Source organism: Paenarthrobacter sp. JL.01a (assembly GCF_025452095.1).
Taxonomy (GTDB): domain Bacteria; phylum Actinomycetota; class Actinomycetes; order Actinomycetales; family Micrococcaceae; genus Arthrobacter.
Genome location: NZ_CP104877.1, coordinates 4,005,423 through 4,027,287, shown reverse-complemented (window position 1 = coordinate 4,027,287; position 21,865 = coordinate 4,005,423). Strand labels below are relative to the sequence as shown.

Below are 21,865 nucleotides of genomic sequence, written 5' to 3'. Positions count from 1 at the left end.
CATACATCCGATGTTTAGCTTCAACGAAGAACAGCTATCCAGCCAGGAGCCCCATGAGCCTCATTACCGACGTCGAGACGTTCGATATCCGCTTCCCCACTTCCCTGGACCTTGACGGCTCCGACGCCATGAATCCGGACCCGGATTACTCAGCCGCCTACCTGATCATCCGCACGGACGCAGATGACGGATATGAAGGCCACGGCTTCGTGTTCACCATTGGCCGCGGCAACGAAGTGGAAACCGCGGCCATCGAAGCGCTTCGTGGACACCTCCTTGGCCTTTGCGTCGAAGAACTCCTCGACGACATGGGAGCCACCTGGAAACTCCTGGCCCACGATTCCCAACTCCGCTGGCTTGGGCCGGAAAAGGGCGTCATGCACATGGCGATCGGCGCCGTCGTCAACGCCCTCTGGGACCTGAAGGCCAAGCGCGCCGGGCTGCCGATTTGGGAACTGCTCGCAGGCATGACGCCCGAAGAACTCGTGGCGTTGGTGGACTTCCGATATCTCACGGATGCCCTCACGCCGGATGAAGCATTGGCCATCCTTCGCGCCGCCGAACCCGGACGGGAACAGCGGAAGGTGGCACTTCGCGCCGAAGGCTACCCGGCCTACACCACGACGCCGGGCTGGCTGGGTTACAGCGACGCGAAACTGACCCGGTTGGCCAAGGAAGCCGTGGCTGACGGCTTCGAGCAGATCAAGTTGAAGGTGGGGGCGTCCCTGGAGGACGACATCCGGCGGGTTCGTGCTGCGCGGGAGGCCGTTGGTCCTGATATCAGCATCGCCGTGGATGCCAACCAACGTTGGGACGTGCAGGAGGCCATCGACTGGATGGCCCACCTTGCTCCCTATGACATCGCCTGGATCGAGGAACCCACCAGCCCGGACGACATCCTGGGCCACGCAGCGATTGCCCGGGCTGTTGCGCCGATTCCGGTGGCAACAGGGGAGCACGTGCAGAACCGGGTGGTGTTCAAACAGATGCTCCAGGCAGGCTCCCTCCAGGTCCTGCAGATCGACGCGGCCCGCGTGGCCGGAGTCAACGAGAACATTGCCATCCTCCTGCTCGCGGCCAAGTTCGGGGTGCGCGTTTGCCCGCATGCCGGCGGAGTTGGTTTGTGCGAAGCCGTGCAGCATCTGTCCATGTTCGACTACGTCGCCGTGTCAGGAACCAAAGAGGGACGGACCATCGAGTTCGTTGACCACCTGCACGAACACTTCGTCACGCCGGTGGAGGTCCACGGCGGTGCTTACTGGCCGCCGTCGAGTCCTGGTGCCGGAAACGAAATGCTCCGTGAAACACTGGCCGCGTACAGCTTTCCTGACGGCCCGGTATGGAAGGAAGACCAGTGATCCAGCACGCCCCCTGGTTCGAGGAAGCACGCTTCGGGATGTTCGTGCACTGGGGCATCTACGCCCTGCCCGCACGGCACGAATGGGTGATGAACAGGGAAGAGATCACCGTGGAGGAGTACTCGAAGTACTTCCGGCGCTTCGATCCTGACCTGTACGACCCCCGCGAATGGGCCCGGGCCGCCCGCGCCGCCGGGATGAAGTACGTCGTCCTCACCACCAAGCACCACGATGGCTTCTGCCTGTGGGATTCGGCCCTCACCGACTACAAAGCCACAAACACCCCCGCCGGCAGGGACCTCATCCGGCCGTATGTGGAGGCACTCCGCGAGGAGGGGCTGAAGGTCGGCTTCTACCATTCCCTTATTGACTGGCACCACCCCGACTTCACCATCGACGGGGTACATCCCCAACGCAACGCGGCCGACGTCGAACGTTTGAACAGCGGCCGCGACATGGCCCGCTATCGTGAGTACCTCCACGGCCAGGTCCGCGAACTCCTCAGCAACTACGGCACCATCGACTACCTGTTCTTCGACTTTTCCTACGCAGGGCACGGAGACTTCTGGGGAGGCAAGGGCCGGAAGGACTGGGACTCGGAAGAGCTGCTGGCGATGGTGCGCGAGCTTCAGCCGGGCATCGTGGTCAACGACCGCCTGGACATACCGGGAGACTTCGTCACGCCGGAGCAGTACCAGCCGGCCGGCCCCATGACGCTCGACGGCGAACCGGTCACCTGGGAGGCTTGCCAGACGCTGAACGGCAGCTGGGGGTACGACCGGGACAACCAAAACTACAAGTCTGTGGACCTGCTTATCCGGATGCTGATCGACGGGGTGTCCAAGGGCGGAAACCTGCTGCTCAACGTGGGCCCAACGGGGAGGGGCGCTCTGGATCCGCGGGCTCTGGAGTTGCTGGAGGGAATAGGGGAATGGATGAAACTGCATTCCCGCTCCATCTACGGCGCGGGTGTTTCCCCGTTCACCGCTCCCTCGGACGTCCGGTACACCCAACGCGGGGACCGGCTCTATGTGCACTTGTTCGCTTGGCCGTTCGAATACGTGCACCTGCCTGGCCTGGCCGGGAAGGTGGAGTACGCCCAGCTGCTCAATGACGCGTCGGAAGTGTTCTTTCGCGAGGTGGACCCGGACCAGCAGGCCATGAACATGACTCCGGGGGGCCAACCGCCGGGAACACTGACCATCAAGTTGCCGGTGCAAAGGCCCGACGCGGCAGTCCCGGTGCTGGAACTGTTCCTAAAGCCCTCCACTGTGGAACCGACGGTCAGCCATGGTTGAGAGCATCGCCCTGCACACCAGGCTCAAACCGGGCACGGAAGATGAGTACGCCGACGCCCACGCGCACATCCCTCCGGAACTCGTGTCCGCGCTGAAGGAAGCCGGCGTTCGGAACTGGCGGATCTGGCGCAGCGGACTCGATCTCTTCCATGTAGTGGACGTGGACGACTACCAGGCGATGCGGCATGCGCTCGCCGACCATCCCGCCAACGTGCCGTGGCAGGCCAGGATGGCTGAACTTTTGGACGTCCAGGACGATTACTCCGGGACGGATACGGGTATCCCCAAAGTATGGGAACTGCCGTGAACTCACTCGACCTCCACAGGCTGGGCAGGCTCGGCTTCGGCGGGGCCGGGATCGGAAACCTTTACCGCGCCATCCCGGACGGCGAAGCCCTTGCCACGGTACTGGCCGCCTGGGACGCGGGAGTCCGCTACTTCGACACCGCGCCGCACTACGGCCTGGGCTTGTCGGAACAGAGACTCGGCGCCGTCCTGCGGGACAAGCCGCGCGATGAGTTCATCATCTCCACCAAGGTTGGCCGTTTGCTGGAGCCCAACCCAGCCGGCGGGCGCGACTCGGAGGGCTTCGACGTCCCGGCCACCTCCCGACGCGTCTGGGACTTCAGCGAGGCAGGCATCCGGCGCAGCATCGAAGAATCGTTGGAGCGGCTTGGGCTTAGCCACGTGGACATCGTTTACCTGCACGATCCCGACGTCCATGACCTTCGCACCGGAATCACGCACGGGCTGCCCGCGCTGGAAAAACTCCGCTCACAGGGCCTTGTCTCCGCCATCGGCGTCGGCACCAACTCCGCCGAAGCCGCCCTGGAATGCATCGAAGCGGCTGACCTTGACCTCGTGATGCTCGCCGGACGCTACACCCTGCTGGAGCAGCCCGACGTTCCCCTGCTTGAACGCTGCAGCCAGCGCCGCACCGGCGTCGTAAGCGTTGGCGCCTATAACTCGGGCCTCCTGGCCCGTCCCGAGGTCCCTGATGATGCGCACTACAACTACGGGCAAGCACCGTCGGCTGTTCTGGAGCGGGCCCGGGCGCTCGCGGCCCTTTGCCGCGATTTCGGGGTGGAACTTCCGACGGCGGCACTCCAGTTTCCGCTGCGGCATCCGGCAGTCGTGAACGTGACGGCTGGAGCAACCTCCCCTGAACAGATGGTCACCAACGCGAAACGAATGGACCAGCCCGTTCCCGAGGAACTGTGGGCGGCGTTGGAAGGACTGGGCAGTGATTGATTCGCACCTGCATCTGTGGACCTTGGATACCTTCGTCACGGGCGGTGAGAGGCCCTATTCCTGGCTCGGCCCGCAGCATCGGGCCTTGTTCCGCAGCTTTGGCGAGGACGAAGCGTGGGAGACTTTGTCCGCCGCGGGTGTCAGGGGAGCGGTGCTGGTCCAGGCTGATGACACCGTTGCCGATACCGAGAGCATGCTGGCTGTGGCCGCCCGGAATCCGTGGGTCCTGGGGGTGGTGGGTTGGCTGCGGTTGGATTCACCGGACGAGGCAGCTTCCCAGCTGGACCGCTTCGCAGCGAACCCGGTGTTCCGCGGCGTACGGCACCTGGTGCATGACGATCCCCGGCCGGATTTCCTGGACCTTCCCTCCGTGCGGGAATCGCTGGCTTTGGTGGCGCGCCGTGGCCTCACGTTCGACGTTCCGGATGCTTTCCCGCGGCATTTGGGTGCGACGGTCCGGCTGGCCCGTGAGCTTCCCGAATTGATCGTTGTCCTTGACCACCTGGGCAAGCCGCCTTTGGCTGATTCGGCGCTCATGGAGCCGTGGCGCAAGGATTTCCTCGCTTTGGGACGTGAGCCGAACACCGTGGCGAAACTCTCCGGGCTTCACGTCGCGGGGCAGCCGTACACCAGCGAGGCGTTGCGGCCCCTGTTCGAGACTGCCGTGGAGGCTTTCGGTGCCGGACGCTTGATGATCGGCGGAGACTGGCCGGTCAGCACCCTCGGGGCGCCGTATGGCCGGACGCTCGATGTGCTGCTGGAACTCGTGTCCACGCTGGACCCGGCTGAACAGGACTCAATTTTGGAGGGGACCGCGATCCGTACCTATGGGCTGGCAGCCAACCCGATGGTGGATGCCTAAAGAGCTTGGCGCAGCCAGTTCTCCACGCCACTGATGTGCACAGTGACCAGCGCGCGGACCAGCTCCGCGTCCCCGCGCTCCAGTGCGTCCGCGATGGCCCGATGCTCCGCCAAGGTGTGTGACACAGCCTTTTCCTGGGTCAGCCCACGCCAGATCCGCGCCCGGACAGTGCTGCTGGACAGGGCTTCCAGGAGGCTGCCCAAGTAGTCGTTCCCGGCGGCTTCGGTGATGATGCTGTGGAATTCGAGGTCGTGGGCGACGAGTTCCTCAACGTCCGTGTTCTCGTCGATTCCGTCCATCGTTGCGCGCAGGGCCAGGAGTTTTTCCGGGGTGATCTTCGCCGCCGCGAGGTGGGCCGTGGCGGGTTCAAGGATTCGTCGGACCTCGAAGAGCTCCAGGATGGAGCGGTCCTGGTGCAGATCCACCACGAACGCTACGGCCTCGTTGAGAAGTTTGGCGTCGAGGCTGGTCACGTAGGTTCCGTCACCGCGGCGCACATCCAGCACCCGGATCAGCTCCAGGGCCTTCACCGCTTCGCGCAGCGAGCTTCTGGACAGGCCGAGCCGTTCGCTCAGTTCCTTCTCCGGCGGAAGCCGATCGCCGGCCTTGAGTTCGCCCCGGATCAGCATGTCCTTGATCTTGCTGATCGCCTCGTCTGTCACAGCCATGGACCAATAGTAGCCACGAATGATCGGATGTCTGTCTCCGCCGCGTCCTCACCCATCTGGGGGACAGCAAATGTCGTATTGGGGCGTCATTGCGACATGTGCTGTCCCCCAGTTGGGACGTTAACGGACGACGGCGGCACCCACGTTCCGCTGTTACGGAACCCGGGTGCCGCCGTCGTGAGTCAGGGGTTGCTTTACTTGTCGCCGCCGCCAGGCAGCGGACGGTTGGCGATCACCGGAGCGCTGCCGGTATAGCCATCGCGGGTGGCAGCGAGCTCGTGGATCTGCTTGCGGCACAGGAACCAGCCCCAGACCATCAGCGCGCAGGCGATCGCGGTGACCAGCATGGTGAGCGGCGACTCAATGAACACCATCACCAGGACGCCGGCAAGGAAGAGCAGCGATAACCAACCGGTGTACGGGGCGCCGAAGAGGCGGAAGGACGGGCGCTTGACCCAGCCCTTATCCGACCAGCGCTTGAGCTGCATCTGGCACAGGACGATGGTGGCCCACGTAACGATGATGCCGACGGATGCGACGTTCAGGACGATCTCGAACGCGTCGGACGGGACAAGGTAGTTCAGCGGAACGCCGAGCAGGGAAACACCGGCAGTGATCGCGATGCCACCGTAGGGGACGCCGGCCTTGTTCATGCGCTGTGCGAACTTCGGAGCAGAACCGGCCACGGACATGGAGCGGAGGATACGGCCCGTGGAGTACAGGCCGGCGTTCAAGGAGGACAGTGCGGCGGTGAGGACCACGAGGTTCATGATCACGTCAACGCCCTGGACGCCGATGGATCCGAAGAACGTCACGAACGGGCTGACGCCCTTCTGGTACGAGGTGTACGGGAGCAACAGCGCCAGCAGGATGACCGAGCCGACGTAGAAGACTGCGATACGGAAGACCACGGAGTTGATGGCCTTGGGCATGATCTTCTCGGGTTCCTTGGTCTCGCCCGCCGCGGTACCCACGAGTTCGATGGAAGCGTACGCGAACAGGACACCCTGCATGAGGATGATCATGGGGAGGATGCCGTTAGGGAAAATGCCGCCGTTGTCCGAGATCAGGCTGAAGCCGACTGTTTGGCCATCAACCGGGGTGCCGAAGATGACGAAGTAGGTGCCCACGAGCAGGAAGGCCACCAGGGCAGCAACCTTGATCAGCGCGAACCAGAACTCCATCTCGCCGAAGACCTTGACGGAGACCAGGTTCAGGCTCAGCACCACTACCAAGGCGATGAGGGCCCACGCCCATTGCGGCACGGCGCCCATCCACGGCACGTATTTGCCGAAGAAGTTCATGTAGAGGGCTGCGGCCGTGATGTCCACGATGGTGGTGGTGGCCCAGTTGATCCAGTAGAACCAGCCCGAGACGAAGGCCGCCTTCTCGCCGTAGAACTCACGGGCGTAGGAGACGAACGATCCGGACGAGGGGCGGTGCAGCACCAGTTCGCCCAGTGCGCGGAGGATCAGGAAAGCGAAGAAACCACAGACGGCGTACGCGATCACCAGGGAAGGGCCGGCTGCGTTAAGGCGGCCACCTGCGCCAAGGAACAGGCCGGTGCCGATGGCGCCACCGATAGCGATCATCTGGATCTGCCGGGGCTTAAGGTCCTTGTGGTAGCCGGAGTCCTCTTTGTGGAGGGCTTTCTCACTGGCGTGCGCTTGGGCCGGAACCGTGTGGTCAGTGATTGGATTGGTCATTGGAATCCTTAGGAGTGTCCTGTTGGGGTTGTCCTGGGTGCTGGCCGGTCGGGGTTCCGGGCACACAAGACAGCGCCTCGATTGGGGTATGCCTCATCGGGCGGGTCGGCTGTTCAAAGCCGCTGGGCTTTTGGCCGTTGTGGGCCTATTTGCTCAGGTTGGCCAGACGTTCTGGACTGAGCAATTCTTCGAGCTGGGCAGCGGTCAATAGGCCGTGCTCCAAAACAAGTTCTGCCACACCCTTGCCCGTTGCCAGCGCCTCCTGGGCAATGGCGGTGGCGGAGGCGTAACCGATGTGGGGGTTCAATGCCGTGACGAGACCGATCGACTGCTCCACGGTAAGCCGTAGCCGTTCGGTGTTTGCGGTGATGCCCCGGACGCAGCGTGCCGTAAGGGTGCGGCACGCTGCTTCCAGGTGGGAGATGCTCTTGTGCAGGCTGTGCACAATGATCGGTTCGAAGGCATTCAGCTGAAGCTGGCCTGCCTCCGCGGCCATGGTGACTGTGACATCGTTGCCGATGACTTCGTACGCCACTTGGCTGACCACTTCCGGGATCACCGGATTGATCTTGCCGGGCATGATCGACGAACCGGACTGCACGGCCGGAAGGTTGATCTCGCCCAATCCCGCGCGCGGTCCGGAGGACAGCAGGCGAAGGTCGTTGCAAATCTTGGAAAGCTTCACGGCCACCCGCTTCAGTACACCGGAGAGGTGGACAAACGCTCCCACGTCCTGGGTGGCCTCGATGAGGTCGGCGGCAGTGAGCAGCGGCAGGCCGGTGATTTCGGCCAGGTGGCGGCAGGCAGCTTCCGCGTAGCCCACCGGGGCGTTCAGTCCGGTGCCGATGGCCGTGGCACCAAGGTTGATCTCGTGGATCAGCATGTGGGACTCGTCCAAACGGGCACGGTCCTCGCCGATGGTGACGGCGTAGCCCCCGAACTCCTGGCCCAAGGTCATCGGAACGGCGTCCTGAAGCTGCGTACGGCCCATCTTCACGACGGTGCGGAACTCGCGGCCCTTCTCGGCGAAGGCCTCTTCGAGTTCCTCCAGCGCCGCAAGGAGTTCCTTCACGGAGAAGATCGTGGCGAGGTTGACCGCCGTCGGGTAGACGTCGTTGGTGGACTGGCTCAGGTTCACGTGGTCGTTCGGGTGCAGCTTGGAGTAGTCGCCCTTGGGGTGTCCCAGGATCTCCAGTGCACGGTTGGCGATGACCTCGTTGGCGTTCATGTTGGAGCTGGTGCCGGCTCCGCCCTGGATCACGTCCACCATGAACTGTTCCTGCAGTTTGCCATCCAGGATGTCCTGGCAGGCCTGCTCAATGGCATTGGCGCGTTCTGAGTCCAGGAGGCCGAGTTCGTGGTTGGTTCGGGCGGCTGCCTGCTTCACTGCAGCCAGTCCGCGGACCAGGTGCTTGTTGGTGGAGAGCGGCTGCCCGGTGATGGGGAAGTTCTCGATGGCTCGCAGTGTGTGGACGCCCCAGTAAGCGTCCGCAGGTACATCGCGGTCGCCCAGGAGGTCGTGTTCGGAACGGAGGGGGATCGCCTGATCGACGGTGGTCATAGCTGTCCTTGGTTGGTTGCTGAAAATTCTGCTGCGCGGAGTTCGCCGACCGGAAGGCCGCCGCCCAACACAGGTGGGCTTTGAAGCGTGTCCAGGCTGCCGCCGTCGACACCCAATCTGCGGAGTACCTCAACGGTGACCGGCATGCGGGCGCGGTCGCCGCCGTCGGAAATCTTGACCGCCAGCCCGGTGCCGTCCGGAAGGCCGACGAGCTGGAGCCCCTCGAAGCCGTCCTTAGCGAGCAACCCGGGGACGGCGCGCATGAGGGCAGTGACATCCCTGCCTTCGCCGGCCACCATCTCCGGGAAGCGGCGCATCGCGTGCGCCACCTTGCCTTCGAGGGTGTCCTCGTCCGCGGCGGCCAGACGGCCATAAGCGCGGGCCATGCCGTGCAGCGAGTGGGCGAACAGCGGAGTACCGCAGCCATCCGTGCTGACGGCGGCGGCTTCCTCGCCGGTCAGCTCGGTGATGGTGTCGCGGACCAGCACCTGCAGCGGGTGCTCGGGGTGCAAGTATCCCTCCAAAGGCCAACCGTTGATGACGCATACGGCGGTCATCGAGGCGTGCTTGCCGGAGCAGTTCTGCGTGATGTGGGTAGGGCCGTTGCCGGCCCGGAGCCACTCCTCGCGCTCGGCGACGCCGTACGGGAGGTCCGTGCTGTTTGCCAGGGCTGCCTCGGTGAGACCGTGGAGCTTCAGGATTTCAGTGGCGCCGTCACGGTGCATTTTCGCGCCGGAATGGCTGGCAGCGGTGAGGGCCAGGAGGTTTTCGGGGATGTCCAGGCCGGCCTTGAGCAGCGCGACGGCCTGCAATGGCTTCAGGCTTGAACGCGGGTACATGGGGGCGTCGGGCTGGCCGGCTTCGACGATGCTGCTGCCGTCAGCGGCAAGCGCGATCAGTGAACCGTAGTGGACGCTTTCCACCAGTCCATCCCGGGTCACTTCGACCAGGGGGACGTGGTTGGGGGCCGTCGCTTTGTGGGCGGCAGGTGCCGGGGCTTTGTGCGCCGGAGCTTCGTCTGCCGGAGCTTCGTGTGCCGGTGCTTTGGGGGCGGGCATGGTGTCGGTGTCCTTCGGGTGTGTCATTTGCTGAGGATTGTGTCCAGTGCCACGCTGACGGCCTGCAGGTGGGCGGCCATCGCCTTGCTTGCGGCGTGGGAGTCGCCCGCCTCGATGGCGTCGAGGATGGCGACGTGTTCCTCGTCCGAACGGTGTTGCCGGTCAGCGACGAGGTTCAAGGTTTCGGACTGGTGGGCCAACGCTTCGCGGATGTCCGACACCACGCTCGCGAACACCCGGTTCCCACTGGCCCGCGCAACGGCCGAGTGGAAACTGGCATCCAGGTTTACCCAGGCTTCGGGGTCGTTCTCGTTGAGCATTTCCTGGATGATGTCCTTCAGGTGCTCAAGCTCTTCTTCCGTCCTTCTCTCAGCCGCCAGGCCGGCAGCCGGGATCTCGATGTGAGGACGTGCTTCGTTAAGATCGCGCGCGCTGTACTGGCCCAAGGTAAGGTCATTAGCAACCTTGTTGGCCACAATGAAAGTGCCCTTGCCGGTTTTGGTGACAGTGAGGCCCAAGGTATTGCAAGACCTCAGCGCTTCCCTGATCACTGAACGGCTGACGCCATACTGGGCAGCCAGGGTCGCTTCAGAACTCAGCTTGGTGCCGATGTCGAACTGTCCGCCTTCGATGGCCCGGCGGAGTGCGGCAAAGACGGCCTCAGCCGCGGAAATCCGCGAAATAGGCATATGCGCTGGGCGGCCGCTCTGGGACTCCGGTTGTCCGGCTGTCCGGCTGTCTGACAGGTTCACGTTTCGAATATGGCACGGGTCACAAGACGCTGTCAACGCTGAAAGGCTTGCTTCACGGTTTGGGGACTGGTAATGGCGTCAGCACAATGGATCATGCCCTTCACCAGAAAGTCCCTCACCGAGGACGGCTTCACCGGCTTTCGCCCCCTCGACGAACTCGACCCCATGCGGATCCCTCAGGGGCCGGGGTTATTCGTGATCCTGCGGAAGGGCGACTTTGTGCCTGCCTTCCTCAGCAAAAGCGCCGCGGGGACCTTCAAAAAGAAGGACCCGTCTCTGAAGCGAGAAGCATTGGAAGCCGAATGGGTTTCCGACGCCTCCGTGCTGTATATCGGCAAGGCCAGCGCCGGCAGCCAGGGGAACAGGGGCCTTCGCAAGCAGATCCAGGAGCTTTTGGATTACGGTCGCGGCCGGCCGACCATCGTATGGGACGCGCGCCTGATCTGGCAGTTGCGCGATGCCCTGGACCTGATCATTGCCTGGAAGGAGCTCCCCGCCTCCGAGGTCAGCGCTGCCGAAGCCGCCTACCATGCCGCTTTCGTTGCCGAACATGGGCGCCTTCCGTTCGCGAACCTCGTCCAGGCCCGCCCCAGGAAATAGGTAACAGCGCCCGACGGCGGCAGGCGCGTTCCGTCGTCGGCCTCCCCCTGGGTGGCTAAACGGCGCATAATGGCGTCCATGACGGCCAGTAACCCCGACAAGCCGCGCATCACCGTTGAGGTGCCGGTTCTGCGCGTTGGTGCAGGAACCGCTGACTACCAGGGCCTTGATCGATTCGTTGATTCACTGCGCAAGCCCCAAGGACTGCACATGACCTTGCTGCATGTGGGAATCCTGGATGAACTCGTCGGGGACATTGCCGCGTGGACCAAAGGCAGGGCGGAGCCTGGGAAGGTGCTGCCCGAGGTCACCAGTTGGCTGACCGAATTGCCGGTGTTGCAGGGTTTTCTGGGTAAGTCGGACAAGCTGGTGCCCCTGGGTGGCGGTCGACTTATGGGACTCGAAGTTGACGTTCCCCAGGACGTACACGATTACCAGGCCCTCCTGGTGCAGGGCCTGCACGTGTTGCTTGATGAGCTGGGCCTCGACAACATCGACGACTTTATTCTGAGCTCACCTGCCTTGGGATACAGGTCGCCGAGGTGGCTGCCCCATATTGCCGTGGGGAGGGCACGGTCCCGTCACGAACCGCCAATGGAAATTTCTCCGGTGGCCATCGAGTTCGGTGATTCGCGCATCCGGCACCGGGAGGCCCTGCCTCCTGCTGATTCTTAGCGACTTGCCAGTCACGGTAGGTTGGAGGTGTCTCCCGCTTCCTACCCGAGGACTCCCATGCAACCCCGCGCCTTGTTTCGTACCGTCGCTTTTGCCGAGGCCGTGACATGGACGTTGTTGCTGATCGGGTTGTTCCTTAAGTACGTCACCCGGACCACCGATGTGGGCGTGAGCATCGCCGGAGGCATCCACGGCTTTGTTTTTCTTTGCTACGCAGCGACGGCAGCCTTTACCTGGATCAACCAGAAGTGGTCCCTACGCACGGGCCTCCTTGCCATCTGCTCGGCTGTGATTCCGTATGCCACCGTCCCAATGGAAAAGTCGCTGGATCGACGAGGACTCCTTGCCGGCGGGTGGCGCTTGGCCGCCGGAGGTGAATCGCCGCAGGGAGGGTTTGAAAAGGCCCAGGCTTGGGTGCTGCGGAATCCGATCCTTGCTGTTGTGGTGACTTTGGTTGCCGTGGGGGTTGTGTTCAGCTTCCTGCTGTTCATGGGCCCTCCGGGGACCTGGTTCTCCTAATGTTTGCCACCGGGAAGCATCAGTTCTTCGGAACTGGTGCTTTTCTTCTTTTAACACTTGGTTGCCGCCTTTGCGTGTGCTCTCAGCACCGACTTTGAATCCCGGATGGCCTGGACGCGCCGTTGGAGTGGTGCCTCGATCGGTGTTTGACGGTCAAAGTGGGTGCTGGCGGCCCGGGCTGGGTCTTGTGTGGCTTCCTGACCTTGTTTGAGGTCGGAGGGCGTGATTTTCCGGTGGTTTCGAGCTGTTTTGGGTCTAAACCGGGTCAGGAAGCTGCGGTGCCTCGGGCCTCTACTGGGGTTCTGTGCCGGGGCAGCCCCAGGATTGGGGGTTTTGTTCGCAGGTGTCGGCGACGAGGGCTCGTTCTGTTTTCCAGACTTGGATGGTGATGGGCGGGGTGGTTAGGTTCAGGGTTCCGTTGATGGGCAGGGGTGGGCCGTTGTTGACGGAGTAGGTGCCGGTGAAGGTGGTGGTGACTGATGCCGGGTAGTTGCCGGTGTCTGTGTAGGCGTGGCTGGTGCGGGTGTCGGTGGTGAGCCATTCGCTTTGGGGGATTGAGTAGCCGGTGGCGGGGGTTGGTCCGAGGGTGGTGCCGTCGCCGAAGGTGTAGGTGTAGCTGGTCGGTATGGCGGTGAGGTGGACTGTTTGGCCGAGGATGGTGACGTTGAAGCTTTGCTCGGTTGTGCTGGTGTAGAGGTTGGTGGGTGCGCCTTTGAGGGTGTGGGGGAGGGGCTGGGCTTGGAGGGTTCCGGGGTTGACGGGGAGTTGCCGGAAGTCGGTGAGGATGCGGGCGGCGATGTCGGCCAGGACGTTCTGCGGCTCTGCATCATAGAGGCACGCGGGTTTACCGTCGACAGGCTGCCAATCGGTGAAGGTCGGGTTAGTGACGGCTTTCGGTGCTTTCAACCAGATAACCGGTGAACCCTCTTTCCCTCCGGGTGTTGTAGGTGGGCATTCAAGGGTCAGACAGCCCATTTCACGCGCCCCGGGGCCACCGAGAGTACAGCGAAAGTCCGGCTTGTACTGGTAGGGATCTTCGGTGGCATCATTGCCGAGCTTCGTCGAAGGAACACCGGTTGCTGATTCGACTGTGAACTCAGCGCCGACAGCAATTGAGCGATCAGTGAAGCCAGTTCCTGGACTGGGCGTCGTGTCCATCCCGGGAGCTAGGGCATAGGTTGCTGCCAAACTAAACAAAGCGCCCACGACGGTGGTACGGATTCCCTCTCCGATCATCACCTGATGACCCCGAGGTCAGTTACGGACCAAGATCCGTCAGCAAAAACACCAAAGAAGGCAGCCGCGTCATTAGTTTCGCCGGTTGGCTCCCGTCCGGCCGAGCCATCTCCATTCATGTAAAGGATCTGCTGCTGCAGAACCTGAACTTTTGCTGATTGGGACGGGCTGGACGGAGCCCAAAAGACCTCGACCACGGGAGTTTGATACTGCCCGCCGATCAGCCACCGGCCATTCGAGTAGTTCGCAGCGACTCCCGACAGGAGGTCGTTGCACAGTCGGCACGTATCGCTAGACAACTCGTCGGCCCTTGCAGTATCGCCGGTTTCGTAGGCGTAACTCAGCTCCTGAAACCAGTACCCAATGAACGCCTCCAACCCCGCCTTCGAGTTCTCCTTGGCCAGCTCAGGCATCACCGGAACCGGGACGTTCTGTGCCTTCCCCTGCGCATCAGCGGGTTTGTAGGCACCGGACGAGGACGAAGTAGGCGAAGCAGCCGGAACCGAAACGCTCACGGTGGGTGACGCCGTCGTCGAGCCTGTCTCGGAAGGGGAGCCGCTGGGTGTTGCGGAGCCCTGGCAACCACTGAGAAGCACAGCGGCCCCAACGGTGAGCACCACCACCCGTCCTCGTAAAGACAACAAAGCGGCAAACGTAACGCGTGACATAAAGCTCCCCAAAGCTGTTTCGGCGGTGTGGCGGCCAGTCTAAGCAGCGGGCGCGAGGGGATTCACGTCAGAAAAATGCTCCTGTGGATAAGTGCCAGGTAATTTCTGCTGGATGATCGGGACGTTGATGTCGCAAAAGCCTGAGATTCCACGGATTCCGGTCGGCGCCCAGCCTGATGATCCAGCAAAATCTAAGCTAAACACCGCAGGGTCAGCCGCGCAGTTTCTCCATGTCGCGACGGTCCTTCTTGGTGGGTCGGCCGGCGCCGCGGTCGCGCTGGGGCAGGCCGAGCTTGGGGGCCACCGGGCGCGGGGGAGTGTGGTCGGTGAAGCAGTGCGATGCGGCCTCGGCACCAACGCGTTTTGCGATAAGCCGCCGGACTTCGAGGATCCGTTCCCAGCCGGACTCGCGGATGCGGATGGTGTCGCCGATGATCACGCTTTGGGAGGCCTTCACGGGGTTTCCATTGATCCGGATATGCCCGGCGCGGCAGGCAGCAGTAGCCGCGGAGCGCGTCTTGTAGGCACGGATGGCCCACAACCAGGCATCAACGCGGACGTTCGCTGGGGATGATGACGGGATACTCATGATTGGATCGAGTCTAACGGGGCGGCAAGCGCACTGCGAGGACGCGGGAAAGCGTCGAATTCGCTGGAAGTTTCCCGGAGTACTCGCAGTGTTCCAGCGACCTCGGCGCAACCGGCGCAACCAGCCCGAGCAACCACCGCAACCAGCTACCGCACCGTCACCTCCACCCGCTGCGCCATGTTGTTCCCCAGTCCTTGGTAGTTCCACACCTGCTCGGTCGACTGCAACGCGCCCGACGTATCCATCGCCCGGCACCGCAGCACATGCTCACCCGGACTGGCCACCCACACCATGGACCACCGCCGCCATGCGAAGTCGCCCAGCGCCGGTTCGAGGTGCGCGGGCATCCATTCCCCGTCGATTCCCACTTCCACCCGTTCCACTTCGCCGTGACCGGACCATGCGCGCCCTTCCAGCATCACCGGACCGGCGTCCACGACGCGGCGGCGCGTGAAAAAGTCGGGTATTCCCGGCGGCACCATCAGTGAACGAACCCGGATGTGGGAAACGGGCAGACCCGGCCCATCTGGCCCCTGCAGGTAGTGGTAAGCCACGGACTGCTGCCAACCTGTGAACCTCGACCTCACTGCCTCGATGGAAGCCAGCCACTTCACACTGGCCATCCCGTACCACCCCGGCACCAGCAGCCTCAAGGGAAAGCCGTGCTGCGGCGGCAAGGGTTGGCCGTTCATGGCGTAGGCCAGCATGACTTCGGGATGCATGGCCTCTTCGATCGAAAGACTCCGGGCATACGGCTCTTCAACCCCGCCTTGGATGCCGCTGTCGGCACCTGTAAAAACGAGTTCGACGGCGTCACGCGCCAAACCTGCCTCCTCCAGCAGGGGTGCCAACGGGGCCCCGGTCCACTCGGCCGTGCCCACTGCGCCGAGTACCCAGGGCTGGCTCAGGGGCCGAGGTTGGAGCAGTGAGCGCCCATTACCCGCACATTCAAGAGTTACGGGCATGGTGACGGCGGGCCGGGCCTTGATGTCGTCGAGGCTCAGCTCCAGGCTGCGGTGCACGGCCCCGCCCAACCTCAACCGCCAGGATTCGGCGGACACGAGCGGGATGTCGAAGTGGATCAACAGGTAATGGAGCCCGGCCGGAGTGATGTCCTCGTGCAAGGCTTCCAAGGGCATGGAGTGGTTCCGCCCCGAGAGCAGAAGTTCCTCGTGGGTCAGGGGGCCTTCGGTGGGTTGCCCTGACCTGGCGGCCTGTGCAGCCTTTTGTTTCGTGTGATTCTTGGACATGGACGGCGGCGTTCTACTGGAAGTGAAACGCTGCGGAGTGCCGCAGCACTTAGCTCAAGGATCACGCCACGGCCAAGACCCGTCAATAGCTCCTTGCGAGGCCTGCTCTGCGCGCAAACGCATGGCTATAGCGTGCAGAACGGGCCCCACAACGGAAGGGGGCTACCGGCGTCGTAGTTCTGGGTACTCGAGGTGGGGTGCTACGGTGCCGGCGTCGCGCTCCAGGAAGTTGACGGCCGGCGCCACGATGTCGTCGATCTCATCGAGGATTGCTTCGCTGAGCACCATATCAGCCGCCTTCAGGTAATCCGTCAGGTGCTCCTCTGTCCGCGGTCCGATAATCACGCTGGTCACCGCGGGGTGGTTCAACGCAAAAGCAACCGCCAGCTGAATGAGGGTCAGGCCGTGACGTGCTGCGAGCTGTGCCAGCGCGTCTGCTGCGTGCAGCTTGCCTTGGTTGAAGGGCGCGGTCACGTCGAACCGGCCGGGAAGCGCGGAGAAGCGCGAGCTCTCGGGCTGCCCGGCCCCGACGCGGTAGCCGCCGGCGAGCCAGCCGCCGTCGAGCGGTCCGTAACTCAAAACCCCGACGCCGTACTGCTGGGTGATGGGCAGGACGTCGCGTTCGTTGGCACGCACCAGGAGCGAATAGGGAACCTGGTCCACTACCGGCGGGGTCAGATGGTTGGTGTTGGCGATCCACTGGGCTTCGACCAGCTGGGCAGGGCTGAACACGGAAGTGCCGTAGTACAGGATCTTGCCCTGGCGGATGAGGTCGTTGAGGGCGGTAATGGTTTCCAGCAGGTCGGTGTTGTAGTCCGGACGGTGCGCCTGGTAGAGGTCGATCCTGTCGGTGTTCAGTCGTCGCAGACTGTCCTCGACGGCACGGACTATCCAGCGCCGGGAGTTGCCGGCGTGCGCGGGGTTGGAGCCCATTTGGCCGTGGAACTTGGTGGCGAGGAAGACGTCGTCGCGGCGGCTGTGAATGGCCTGGCCGACCACGGTTTCGGACTCGCCCTGGGAGTAGATGTCGGCTGTGTCGACGCTGGTGATCCCTGCGTCGAGGGCGGCCTTGATGATCCGGATGCTTTCTGCCGGACCCGTGGGAGCGGCGCCGGTGCCGAAGTTCAGGGTACCCAGCGTGAGCGGGCTGATCAGGGCGCCAGTGCGTCCAAGCGTTCGTAGCTCGTTGAGGCTCATGTCGGCTTCCTGTGGAGGGATAGTGCTTGGTGTCCAGGCCGGGGCATTGGCCGTGGACGGGGTGTTCAATCGAGGCTACACACGGCCCGGTTGGGCATAAACGCAAATGGTAGAAGTTCTTCGCTTTTCGTCTTGCGGAGTAACGGAAGGGGCCATACTTCGCGACATTTCTTGACACACGGCAACACAAATGACTTGCGAATCAACAAATATTGCCGTTCGTCCAAGCACGTGAATTATGGGAAAGGAACTCAGGAAAACGCACGAAAGGGACAGCGGGATGACACAGACCACAGTGGAAGAAACGGCGGCCATCAAGGCGGCCTTTGCGCAGTTCCCGTCGGGAGTGGCAGCCTTCAGTGCGATGGTTGACTTCACACCGGAAGCCCTGGTGGCATCGTCCTTCACAGTGGGTGTCTCACTGGAGCCGCCGCTGGTCATGTTCGCGGTCCAGAACTCGTCCACCACCTGGCCCAGGTTGCGCCAGGCCCAGCGGCTTGGCGTTTCGGTCCTCGCGGAAGGACAGGAGGCCCACGCCCTCCAGCTGGCGTCGAAAACGCGGGACCGCTTCGCCGGACTCGATACCAGCGTCAGCGACTCAGGTGCCGTCCTGATCGATGGTGCCGTGCTGGGCTTCGAATGCGAAATCGTCTCTGAGACTCCTGCCGGCGATCACGCGATAGTTGTTCTTGAGGTCAAGGCAACCAACGTCAACCTTGAGTCCAAGCCCCTGATCTACCACGGCGCCGCATTCCGTCAGTTGGCTGCATAGCACCAGCCGCCCACGCTAGGAGTTGCGGGAGACGCCGCTGAGCGAATCTTTTTGGCCGGGATTTTTTTGGGCAGGAACCTGAGGCTTTCCTTTTGCGGAAGCACCGGGGTTCTGTTTTTTGGCCGGGCTCGCGGGGCTGCCGGTGTTCGCGCCATTCGCTGCGGGCGCCGGCTTCTGGCCGTTCGACGACGGCGCGGGCTCGTCCAGGTCCCGGACCGTCACCCTGATGGGCGGCGGCTGTTGGGCCTTGGCGCGCTCGGCTTCACGGCGGTCTGCTTCAGCAACTGCGTCGGCCCAATCCTTCGCGAGAACAGGCGGTTCCTTGGTAGCGGCCACAACAATCGGGTGGTGCGCGGTCTGGTGTTCGACCGCTGACTTGACCTCTGCCGGTTTGGGCAGCTTCCGCGGGTTCGCCTTGGTCTTCAACGCGCCATCCTTGACGACCGCCGGAGCCGCAGGCTCCGCGACGGGAGCAGCAGCAACGCCAGCAGGCTCCGCGACGGGAGCAGCAGCAACGCCAGCAGGCTCCGCGACGGCAGCCGCAGCAACGCCGGCCGGGACAGCGACAGGCGCCGCCTCCGGTTCCACATCGCCGTCCTCGTCAAAGGCGGGGTCCGGGGCGTAACCAGGTTGCGCAGGAAGGTGCACGATGGGCGTGTTGTCCTTCTTGGGGAAGATCCCGATCAACGCCAGGAGAATGACGGATATCAGCCGTCCCACTCCGGCAACCACCAAGGTGATGATGATGACCAGCCCAAGGCCCAGGAACATCAGCACTGCCAGGCCCAGCGTCCCCAAGTACGTCAGGTTGATGGCGAGTGTTGTCGGATCCTCCACTTAGCCTCCCCTGGCCGTCGTTGTGCGATGCGCGCAGTGCCCACCCAACTTGCTTATCAAGCCTAAGGTCCCGCACCGACGGAATCACGCGCCGCAGCCCACTCGGGCAGGGTTGTTTCGAAGCTGTTATATGGCATGGGAAAATATGTTGCCCAGCTCTCATTTCCAGCCCAGATTGGCGCGTCGTGACCCCTGACACCACCCGGCTCCGCAACGGCTCATGCCCCTGCCTTTCCGGCGAACAGTACAGCGACTGTTGCGGCCGGTTCCATCGCGGCGACGCTGAGGCGCCCACGGCGGAGCAACTCATGCGCTCCCGGTATTCGGCATTCGTGGTCCTCGATCCCGGATACCTGATCCGCACATGGCATCCGAGTACCCGCCCGGCGTCCATGGATCTCGATCCGGACGTTGAGTGGCGCAGGCTGGATATCCTCGGCACAAGCAACGGCGGACCACTGGATTCCGACGGGATCGTTGAGTTCGCAGCCCACTACAGGTCCGACGGCGAACGCGGAGTCCAGCGCGAAATCAGCCGTTTCGTGCGGGAAGGCAAGCGTTGGTACTACGTGGACGGGGACGTCCGCTAGCTGGTTACCGATACTTGCGGTGGAGGTTCTCCTTGGTCGAAGCGCCGGGGGAGGCGTCGCCGATCCAGGGGCCTGTTCCTTCGGACTGGTCCAGGATTCCGGCCTCCATCCAGGTGTAGTCGCCGGCCAGGACCTTGCGTGAGAGGTCGTGGTCGCCGTCGTCGGTATTCCTCCACAGCTGGTCGAAGTATTCGTCAACCCGCACGCGGGCCTGTTCGCAGAAGGCCTCGGCCAATTCAAAGGCGGGGGCGCCCTGTTCGGGGTGGGTCCGCAGCAGCGCCTCGGCGCGCGAGCAGCAGGCTGCCATAGCGAACAGCTCCGCCCCGATGTCGACGATCCTGCCCAGGAATGCCTGCTTGTATTCGAGCTTGGCCTGCCATCGCCCCATCCCGTAGAACGTCTGCCGGGCCAGTCGACGGGAGGACCGCTCAACAAACCGCAGCTGCTTCCCCAGACGCCCGAATTCGGCGTAGGACCGTGGATCCATGCCCGCACCCGCAACCAGTTTGGGCAGCCACCTCGCGTAAAAGCCGGAAGCGCCGACGGCGGCCCTCGCCTTGTCCTGCAGGCTCGCATCCACTGAGGCGAGGTCGCCGGCCGCGGCAAGGTGGGCGTCCACGGCTTCGCGGGCGATCAGCAGTTTCATGATCTCGCTGGAACCCTCGAAGATCCTGTTGATGCGAAGATCTCGAAGCAGCTGTTCGGCAGGAACCGCCCGCTCGCCACGTGCTTCCAGGGAGTCGGCGGTTTCGAAGCCCCGGCCTCCACGGATCTGCACCAGCTCATCGGCAATCCGGCAGCTCAGTTCGGTGGACCACAGCTTGGCCAAGGCGGCCTCGATGCGTACGTCCTTCTGTCCGGCGTCGGCCATCTCGGCGGACAGCTCGAACACTGCTTCCAAGGCAAAAGTGGTGGCAGCGATGAAGGCGATTTTCTTGCCCACGGCCTCATGCTTGCCCACTGGGCGGCCCCACTGGGTGCGCGCGTTGGACCACTCGCGGGCGATCTTGAGGCTCCACTTCCCGGCGGCTACACAGAGCCCCGGGATGGACAACCGCCCGGTGTTGAGCGTGGTCAGGGCGATCTTCAGTCCTTGGCCTTCGCGTCCCAACCGGTTGGCGGCAGGCACGCGCACCCGGTGGAAACGCGTCACGCCGTTCTCGATGCCGCGCAGCCCCATGAAGGCGTTGCGGTTTTCCACGGTGATGCCGGGCGAGTCCATCTCCACGACGAACGCCGAGATGCCGCCCTTGTGCTCGGTTCCGTCGGTATCGGTGTGGGCGGGAACGCGGGCCATGACCACCACGAGTTCGGCAATGACACCGTTGGTGGTCCACAGCTTCACGCCGTCCAAAACGTAAGAACCGCCGTCGTCGGACAGTACGGCAGTGGCGCCCATGCGCGCGGGGTCGCTGCCGACGTCGGGCTCTGTCAGGAGGAACGCCGTGATGGCGCCGGCGGCGCAGCGCGGGAGGTATTCCTTCTTCTGTTCCGGCGTGCCGAATTCCTTGACCGGCTCGGGAACGCCGATTGACTGGTGGGCGGAAATCAACGCACCCAAGCTTGGATGGACCGAACCTAAAAGGGCAAGCGCCCGGCCGTAGTAGACCAGCGACAAGCCCAGGCCGCCGTATTCGCGCGGGATCTTCATCCCGAACACGCCAAGTTCGGCCAGTCCTGCCAGGTATTCGTCCGGAATCCGGGCATCGCGTTCAATCACCCGTCCGGACAGTGTCTTGGCGAAAGCGAGCAACCGGGCCATGAATTCTTCGCCGCGCTCCACGTCCTCCGCCTTGGCTTGCGGCCAGGGATGGATCAGGCTGAGGTCGAAGCTGCCCAGGTACAAGCCCTTGGCGAAGCTCGGCCGGTTCCATTCGGTTTCGCGTGCGGCTTCGGCGACGGCGCGGGCTTCTTCTGCTGTGGCGTTGACGCTGGCGGCGGTGAGGCTGTTGTCAGTAGCGGACGTCATGGGACAACTCCTTTAACCGGTTGTGCCGGTGGTGGAGCCAGGGTCCGCCGTGGGTGGGAACCCTTCAGCTGTCCCTCAATGCTACCCGCGGGTAGCTACCCGTGCCAGAGGAAACCTGCGGCTGGAATTCTGCCGGAATTTCCACTTGTACGGCGTGGTGGACCAAACGGTCCCACGCGAAATTGATGCCGTGGACCAGGCCACCCAGGACACCCTTGACGGTGTACCAGACCATGCCCATGGCGCCGATAAGAACAATCGTTGCCATCGCTGCGGCGGCAATGAAAGCAGCCAGAATGACAGCGAATAACAGCGTCCCAATAACTACGTAAGTGCCCGTTTCAAGCGCAGTGACATCGAAATCCATGGTTCCCCCCGGAGCGACATTGCGTGGGTCGACGCGGCGTGGTTGCGTCGATGATCTGACATTAGGGGCGGGGTTGCTTTCC

Annotated in this window: 23 protein-coding genes; 10 read left to right on the top strand and 13 right to left on the bottom strand. The window is 63.4% G+C overall.

Features of this window, described 5'->3' with window-relative positions:
• Positions 1–53: 53 nt before the first annotated feature.
• From N5P29_RS19085 to N5P29_RS19065, 5 genes are read left to right on the top strand one after another with little or no spacing between them, the layout of a single operon-like run.
• Positions 54–1,358: an L-fuconate dehydratase gene (locus N5P29_RS19085; protein WP_262276351.1), complete on the top strand. Its 1,305-nt coding sequence runs from the start codon at positions 54–56 to the stop codon at positions 1,356–1,358.
• A complete protein-coding gene (locus N5P29_RS19080) occupies positions 1,355–2,656 on the top strand; it encodes an alpha-L-fucosidase (protein WP_262276350.1) in 1,302 nt (433 codons plus the stop codon). The genes N5P29_RS19085 and N5P29_RS19080 overlap by 4 nt, the downstream gene beginning before the upstream one ends.
• Positions 2,649–2,963, top strand: coding sequence for an L-rhamnose mutarotase (locus tag N5P29_RS19075; protein WP_262276349.1), 315 nt, complete (start codon positions 2,649–2,651; stop codon positions 2,961–2,963). Before N5P29_RS19080 ends, N5P29_RS19075 begins: the two co-directional genes overlap by 8 nt.
• Positions 2,948–3,907 (top strand): aldo/keto reductase, encoded by a 960-nt coding sequence (locus N5P29_RS19070; protein WP_262276348.1) that lies wholly within the window; start codon positions 2,948–2,950, stop codon positions 3,905–3,907. Before N5P29_RS19075 ends, N5P29_RS19070 begins: the two co-directional genes overlap by 16 nt.
• Positions 3,900–4,769: an amidohydrolase family protein gene (locus tag N5P29_RS19065; RefSeq protein ID WP_262276347.1), complete on the top strand. Its 870-nt coding sequence runs from the start codon at positions 3,900–3,902 to the stop codon at positions 4,767–4,769. Before N5P29_RS19070 ends, N5P29_RS19065 begins: the two co-directional genes overlap by 8 nt.
• On the opposite strand, the gene N5P29_RS19060 is transcribed toward N5P29_RS19065, so the two are convergent.
• The 5 genes from N5P29_RS19060 to N5P29_RS19040 form a co-directional block, all read right to left on the bottom strand.
• Complete coding sequence (locus N5P29_RS19060) at positions 4,766–5,437, bottom strand: FadR/GntR family transcriptional regulator (protein ID WP_144662255.1); 672 nt, start codon at positions 5,435–5,437, stop codon at positions 4,766–4,768. The two genes, N5P29_RS19065 and N5P29_RS19060, sit on opposite strands and share 4 nt — an antisense overlap.
• 194 nt (positions 5,438–5,631) lie before the next feature.
• The gene (locus tag N5P29_RS19055) at positions 5,632–7,143 is read right to left on the bottom strand and encodes an amino acid permease (protein WP_262276346.1); all 1,512 of its coding nucleotides are present in this window, start codon (positions 7,141–7,143) and stop codon (positions 5,632–5,634) included.
• 145 nt (positions 7,144–7,288) lie between these two features.
• Entirely contained in the window at positions 7,289–8,704 is a 1,416-nt protein-coding gene (aspA, locus tag N5P29_RS19050) for an aspartate ammonia-lyase (protein WP_144662259.1), read from the bottom strand.
• Positions 8,701–9,789: an asparaginase gene (locus N5P29_RS19045; protein WP_262276345.1), complete on the bottom strand. Its 1,089-nt coding sequence runs from the start codon at positions 9,787–9,789 to the stop codon at positions 8,701–8,703. The genes aspA and N5P29_RS19045 overlap by 4 nt, the downstream gene beginning before the upstream one ends.
• A complete protein-coding gene (locus N5P29_RS19040) occupies positions 9,786–10,514 on the bottom strand; it encodes a FadR/GntR family transcriptional regulator (protein ID WP_262276344.1) in 729 nt (242 codons plus the stop codon). Before N5P29_RS19040 ends, N5P29_RS19045 begins: the two co-directional genes overlap by 4 nt.
• A gap of 93 nt (positions 10,515–10,607) precedes the next feature.
• On the opposite strand from N5P29_RS19040, the gene N5P29_RS19035 reads away from it, so the two are divergent.
• The 3 genes from N5P29_RS19035 to N5P29_RS19025 all read left to right on the top strand — a co-directional run bounded on the left by N5P29_RS19035 (position 10,608) and on the right by N5P29_RS19025 (position 12,308).
• Positions 10,608–11,114: a hypothetical protein gene (locus N5P29_RS19035; protein ID WP_262278618.1), complete on the top strand. Its 507-nt coding sequence runs from the start codon at positions 10,608–10,610 to the stop codon at positions 11,112–11,114.
• A 78-nt stretch (positions 11,115–11,192) separates the two neighbouring features.
• Positions 11,193–11,789 carry a hypothetical protein gene (locus N5P29_RS19030; protein ID WP_262276343.1) on the top strand — a complete coding sequence of 199 codons (597 nt, stop codon included), beginning with the start codon at positions 11,193–11,195 and terminating at the stop codon, positions 11,787–11,789.
• A gap of 57 nt (positions 11,790–11,846) precedes the next feature.
• On the top strand, positions 11,847–12,308 hold the full coding sequence (locus N5P29_RS19025; protein ID WP_262276342.1) for a DUF3817 domain-containing protein: 462 nt from the start codon (positions 11,847–11,849) through the stop codon (positions 12,306–12,308).
• Between the two features lie 291 nt (positions 12,309–12,599).
• On the opposite strand, the gene N5P29_RS19020 is transcribed toward N5P29_RS19025, so the two are convergent.
• The 5 genes from N5P29_RS19020 to N5P29_RS19000 all read right to left on the bottom strand — a co-directional run bounded on the left by N5P29_RS19020 (position 12,600) and on the right by N5P29_RS19000 (position 17,248).
• Positions 12,600–13,214 carry a PKD domain-containing protein gene (locus tag N5P29_RS19020; RefSeq protein WP_262276341.1) on the bottom strand — a complete coding sequence of 205 codons (615 nt, stop codon included), beginning with the start codon at positions 13,212–13,214 and terminating at the stop codon, positions 12,600–12,602.
• A gap of 329 nt (positions 13,215–13,543) precedes the next feature.
• Entirely contained in the window at positions 13,544–14,212 is a 669-nt protein-coding gene (locus N5P29_RS19015) for a DUF6318 family protein (RefSeq protein ID WP_262276340.1), read from the bottom strand.
• Between the two features lie 211 nt (positions 14,213–14,423).
• A complete protein-coding gene (locus tag N5P29_RS19010) occupies positions 14,424–14,801 on the bottom strand; it encodes an Hsp15 family ribosome-associated heat shock protein (RefSeq protein ID WP_262276339.1) in 378 nt (125 codons plus the stop codon).
• Between the two features lie 146 nt (positions 14,802–14,947).
• Positions 14,948–16,051, bottom strand: coding sequence for a sulfite oxidase (locus N5P29_RS19005; protein ID WP_262276338.1), 1,104 nt, complete (start codon positions 16,049–16,051; stop codon positions 14,948–14,950).
• A 162-nt stretch (positions 16,052–16,213) separates the two neighbouring features.
• Positions 16,214–17,248 (bottom strand): aldo/keto reductase, encoded by a 1,035-nt coding sequence (locus N5P29_RS19000; RefSeq protein WP_262276337.1) that lies wholly within the window; start codon positions 17,246–17,248, stop codon positions 16,214–16,216.
• A gap of 280 nt (positions 17,249–17,528) precedes the next feature.
• Between N5P29_RS19000 and N5P29_RS18995 the strand changes: the two genes are divergently transcribed.
• Positions 17,529–18,020: a flavin reductase family protein gene (locus tag N5P29_RS18995; protein ID WP_262276336.1), complete on the top strand. Its 492-nt coding sequence runs from the start codon at positions 17,529–17,531 to the stop codon at positions 18,018–18,020.
• 15 nt (positions 18,021–18,035) lie between these two features.
• On the opposite strand, the gene N5P29_RS18990 is transcribed toward N5P29_RS18995, so the two are convergent.
• Entirely contained in the window at positions 18,036–18,857 is an 822-nt protein-coding gene (locus N5P29_RS18990) for a hypothetical protein (RefSeq protein ID WP_262276335.1), read from the bottom strand.
• 185 nt (positions 18,858–19,042) lie between these two features.
• Here N5P29_RS18990 and N5P29_RS18985 point away from each other — a divergent pair, with 185 nt between their 5' ends.
• Positions 19,043–19,447, top strand: a complete 405-nt coding sequence (locus N5P29_RS18985; RefSeq protein WP_262276334.1) for a YchJ family protein — start codon at positions 19,043–19,045, stop codon at positions 19,445–19,447.
• A gap of 4 nt (positions 19,448–19,451) precedes the next feature.
• Here the strand turns inward: N5P29_RS18985 and N5P29_RS18980 are convergent, their stop codons facing one another.
• The gene (locus tag N5P29_RS18980) at positions 19,452–21,416 is read right to left on the bottom strand and encodes an acyl-CoA dehydrogenase family protein (RefSeq protein WP_262276333.1); all 1,965 of its coding nucleotides are present in this window, start codon (positions 21,414–21,416) and stop codon (positions 19,452–19,454) included.
• Between the two features lie 64 nt (positions 21,417–21,480).
• Complete coding sequence (locus N5P29_RS18975; RefSeq protein WP_262276332.1) at positions 21,481–21,783, bottom strand: hypothetical protein; 303 nt, start codon at positions 21,781–21,783, stop codon at positions 21,481–21,483.
• Between the last annotated feature and the right edge of the window lie 82 nt (positions 21,784–21,865).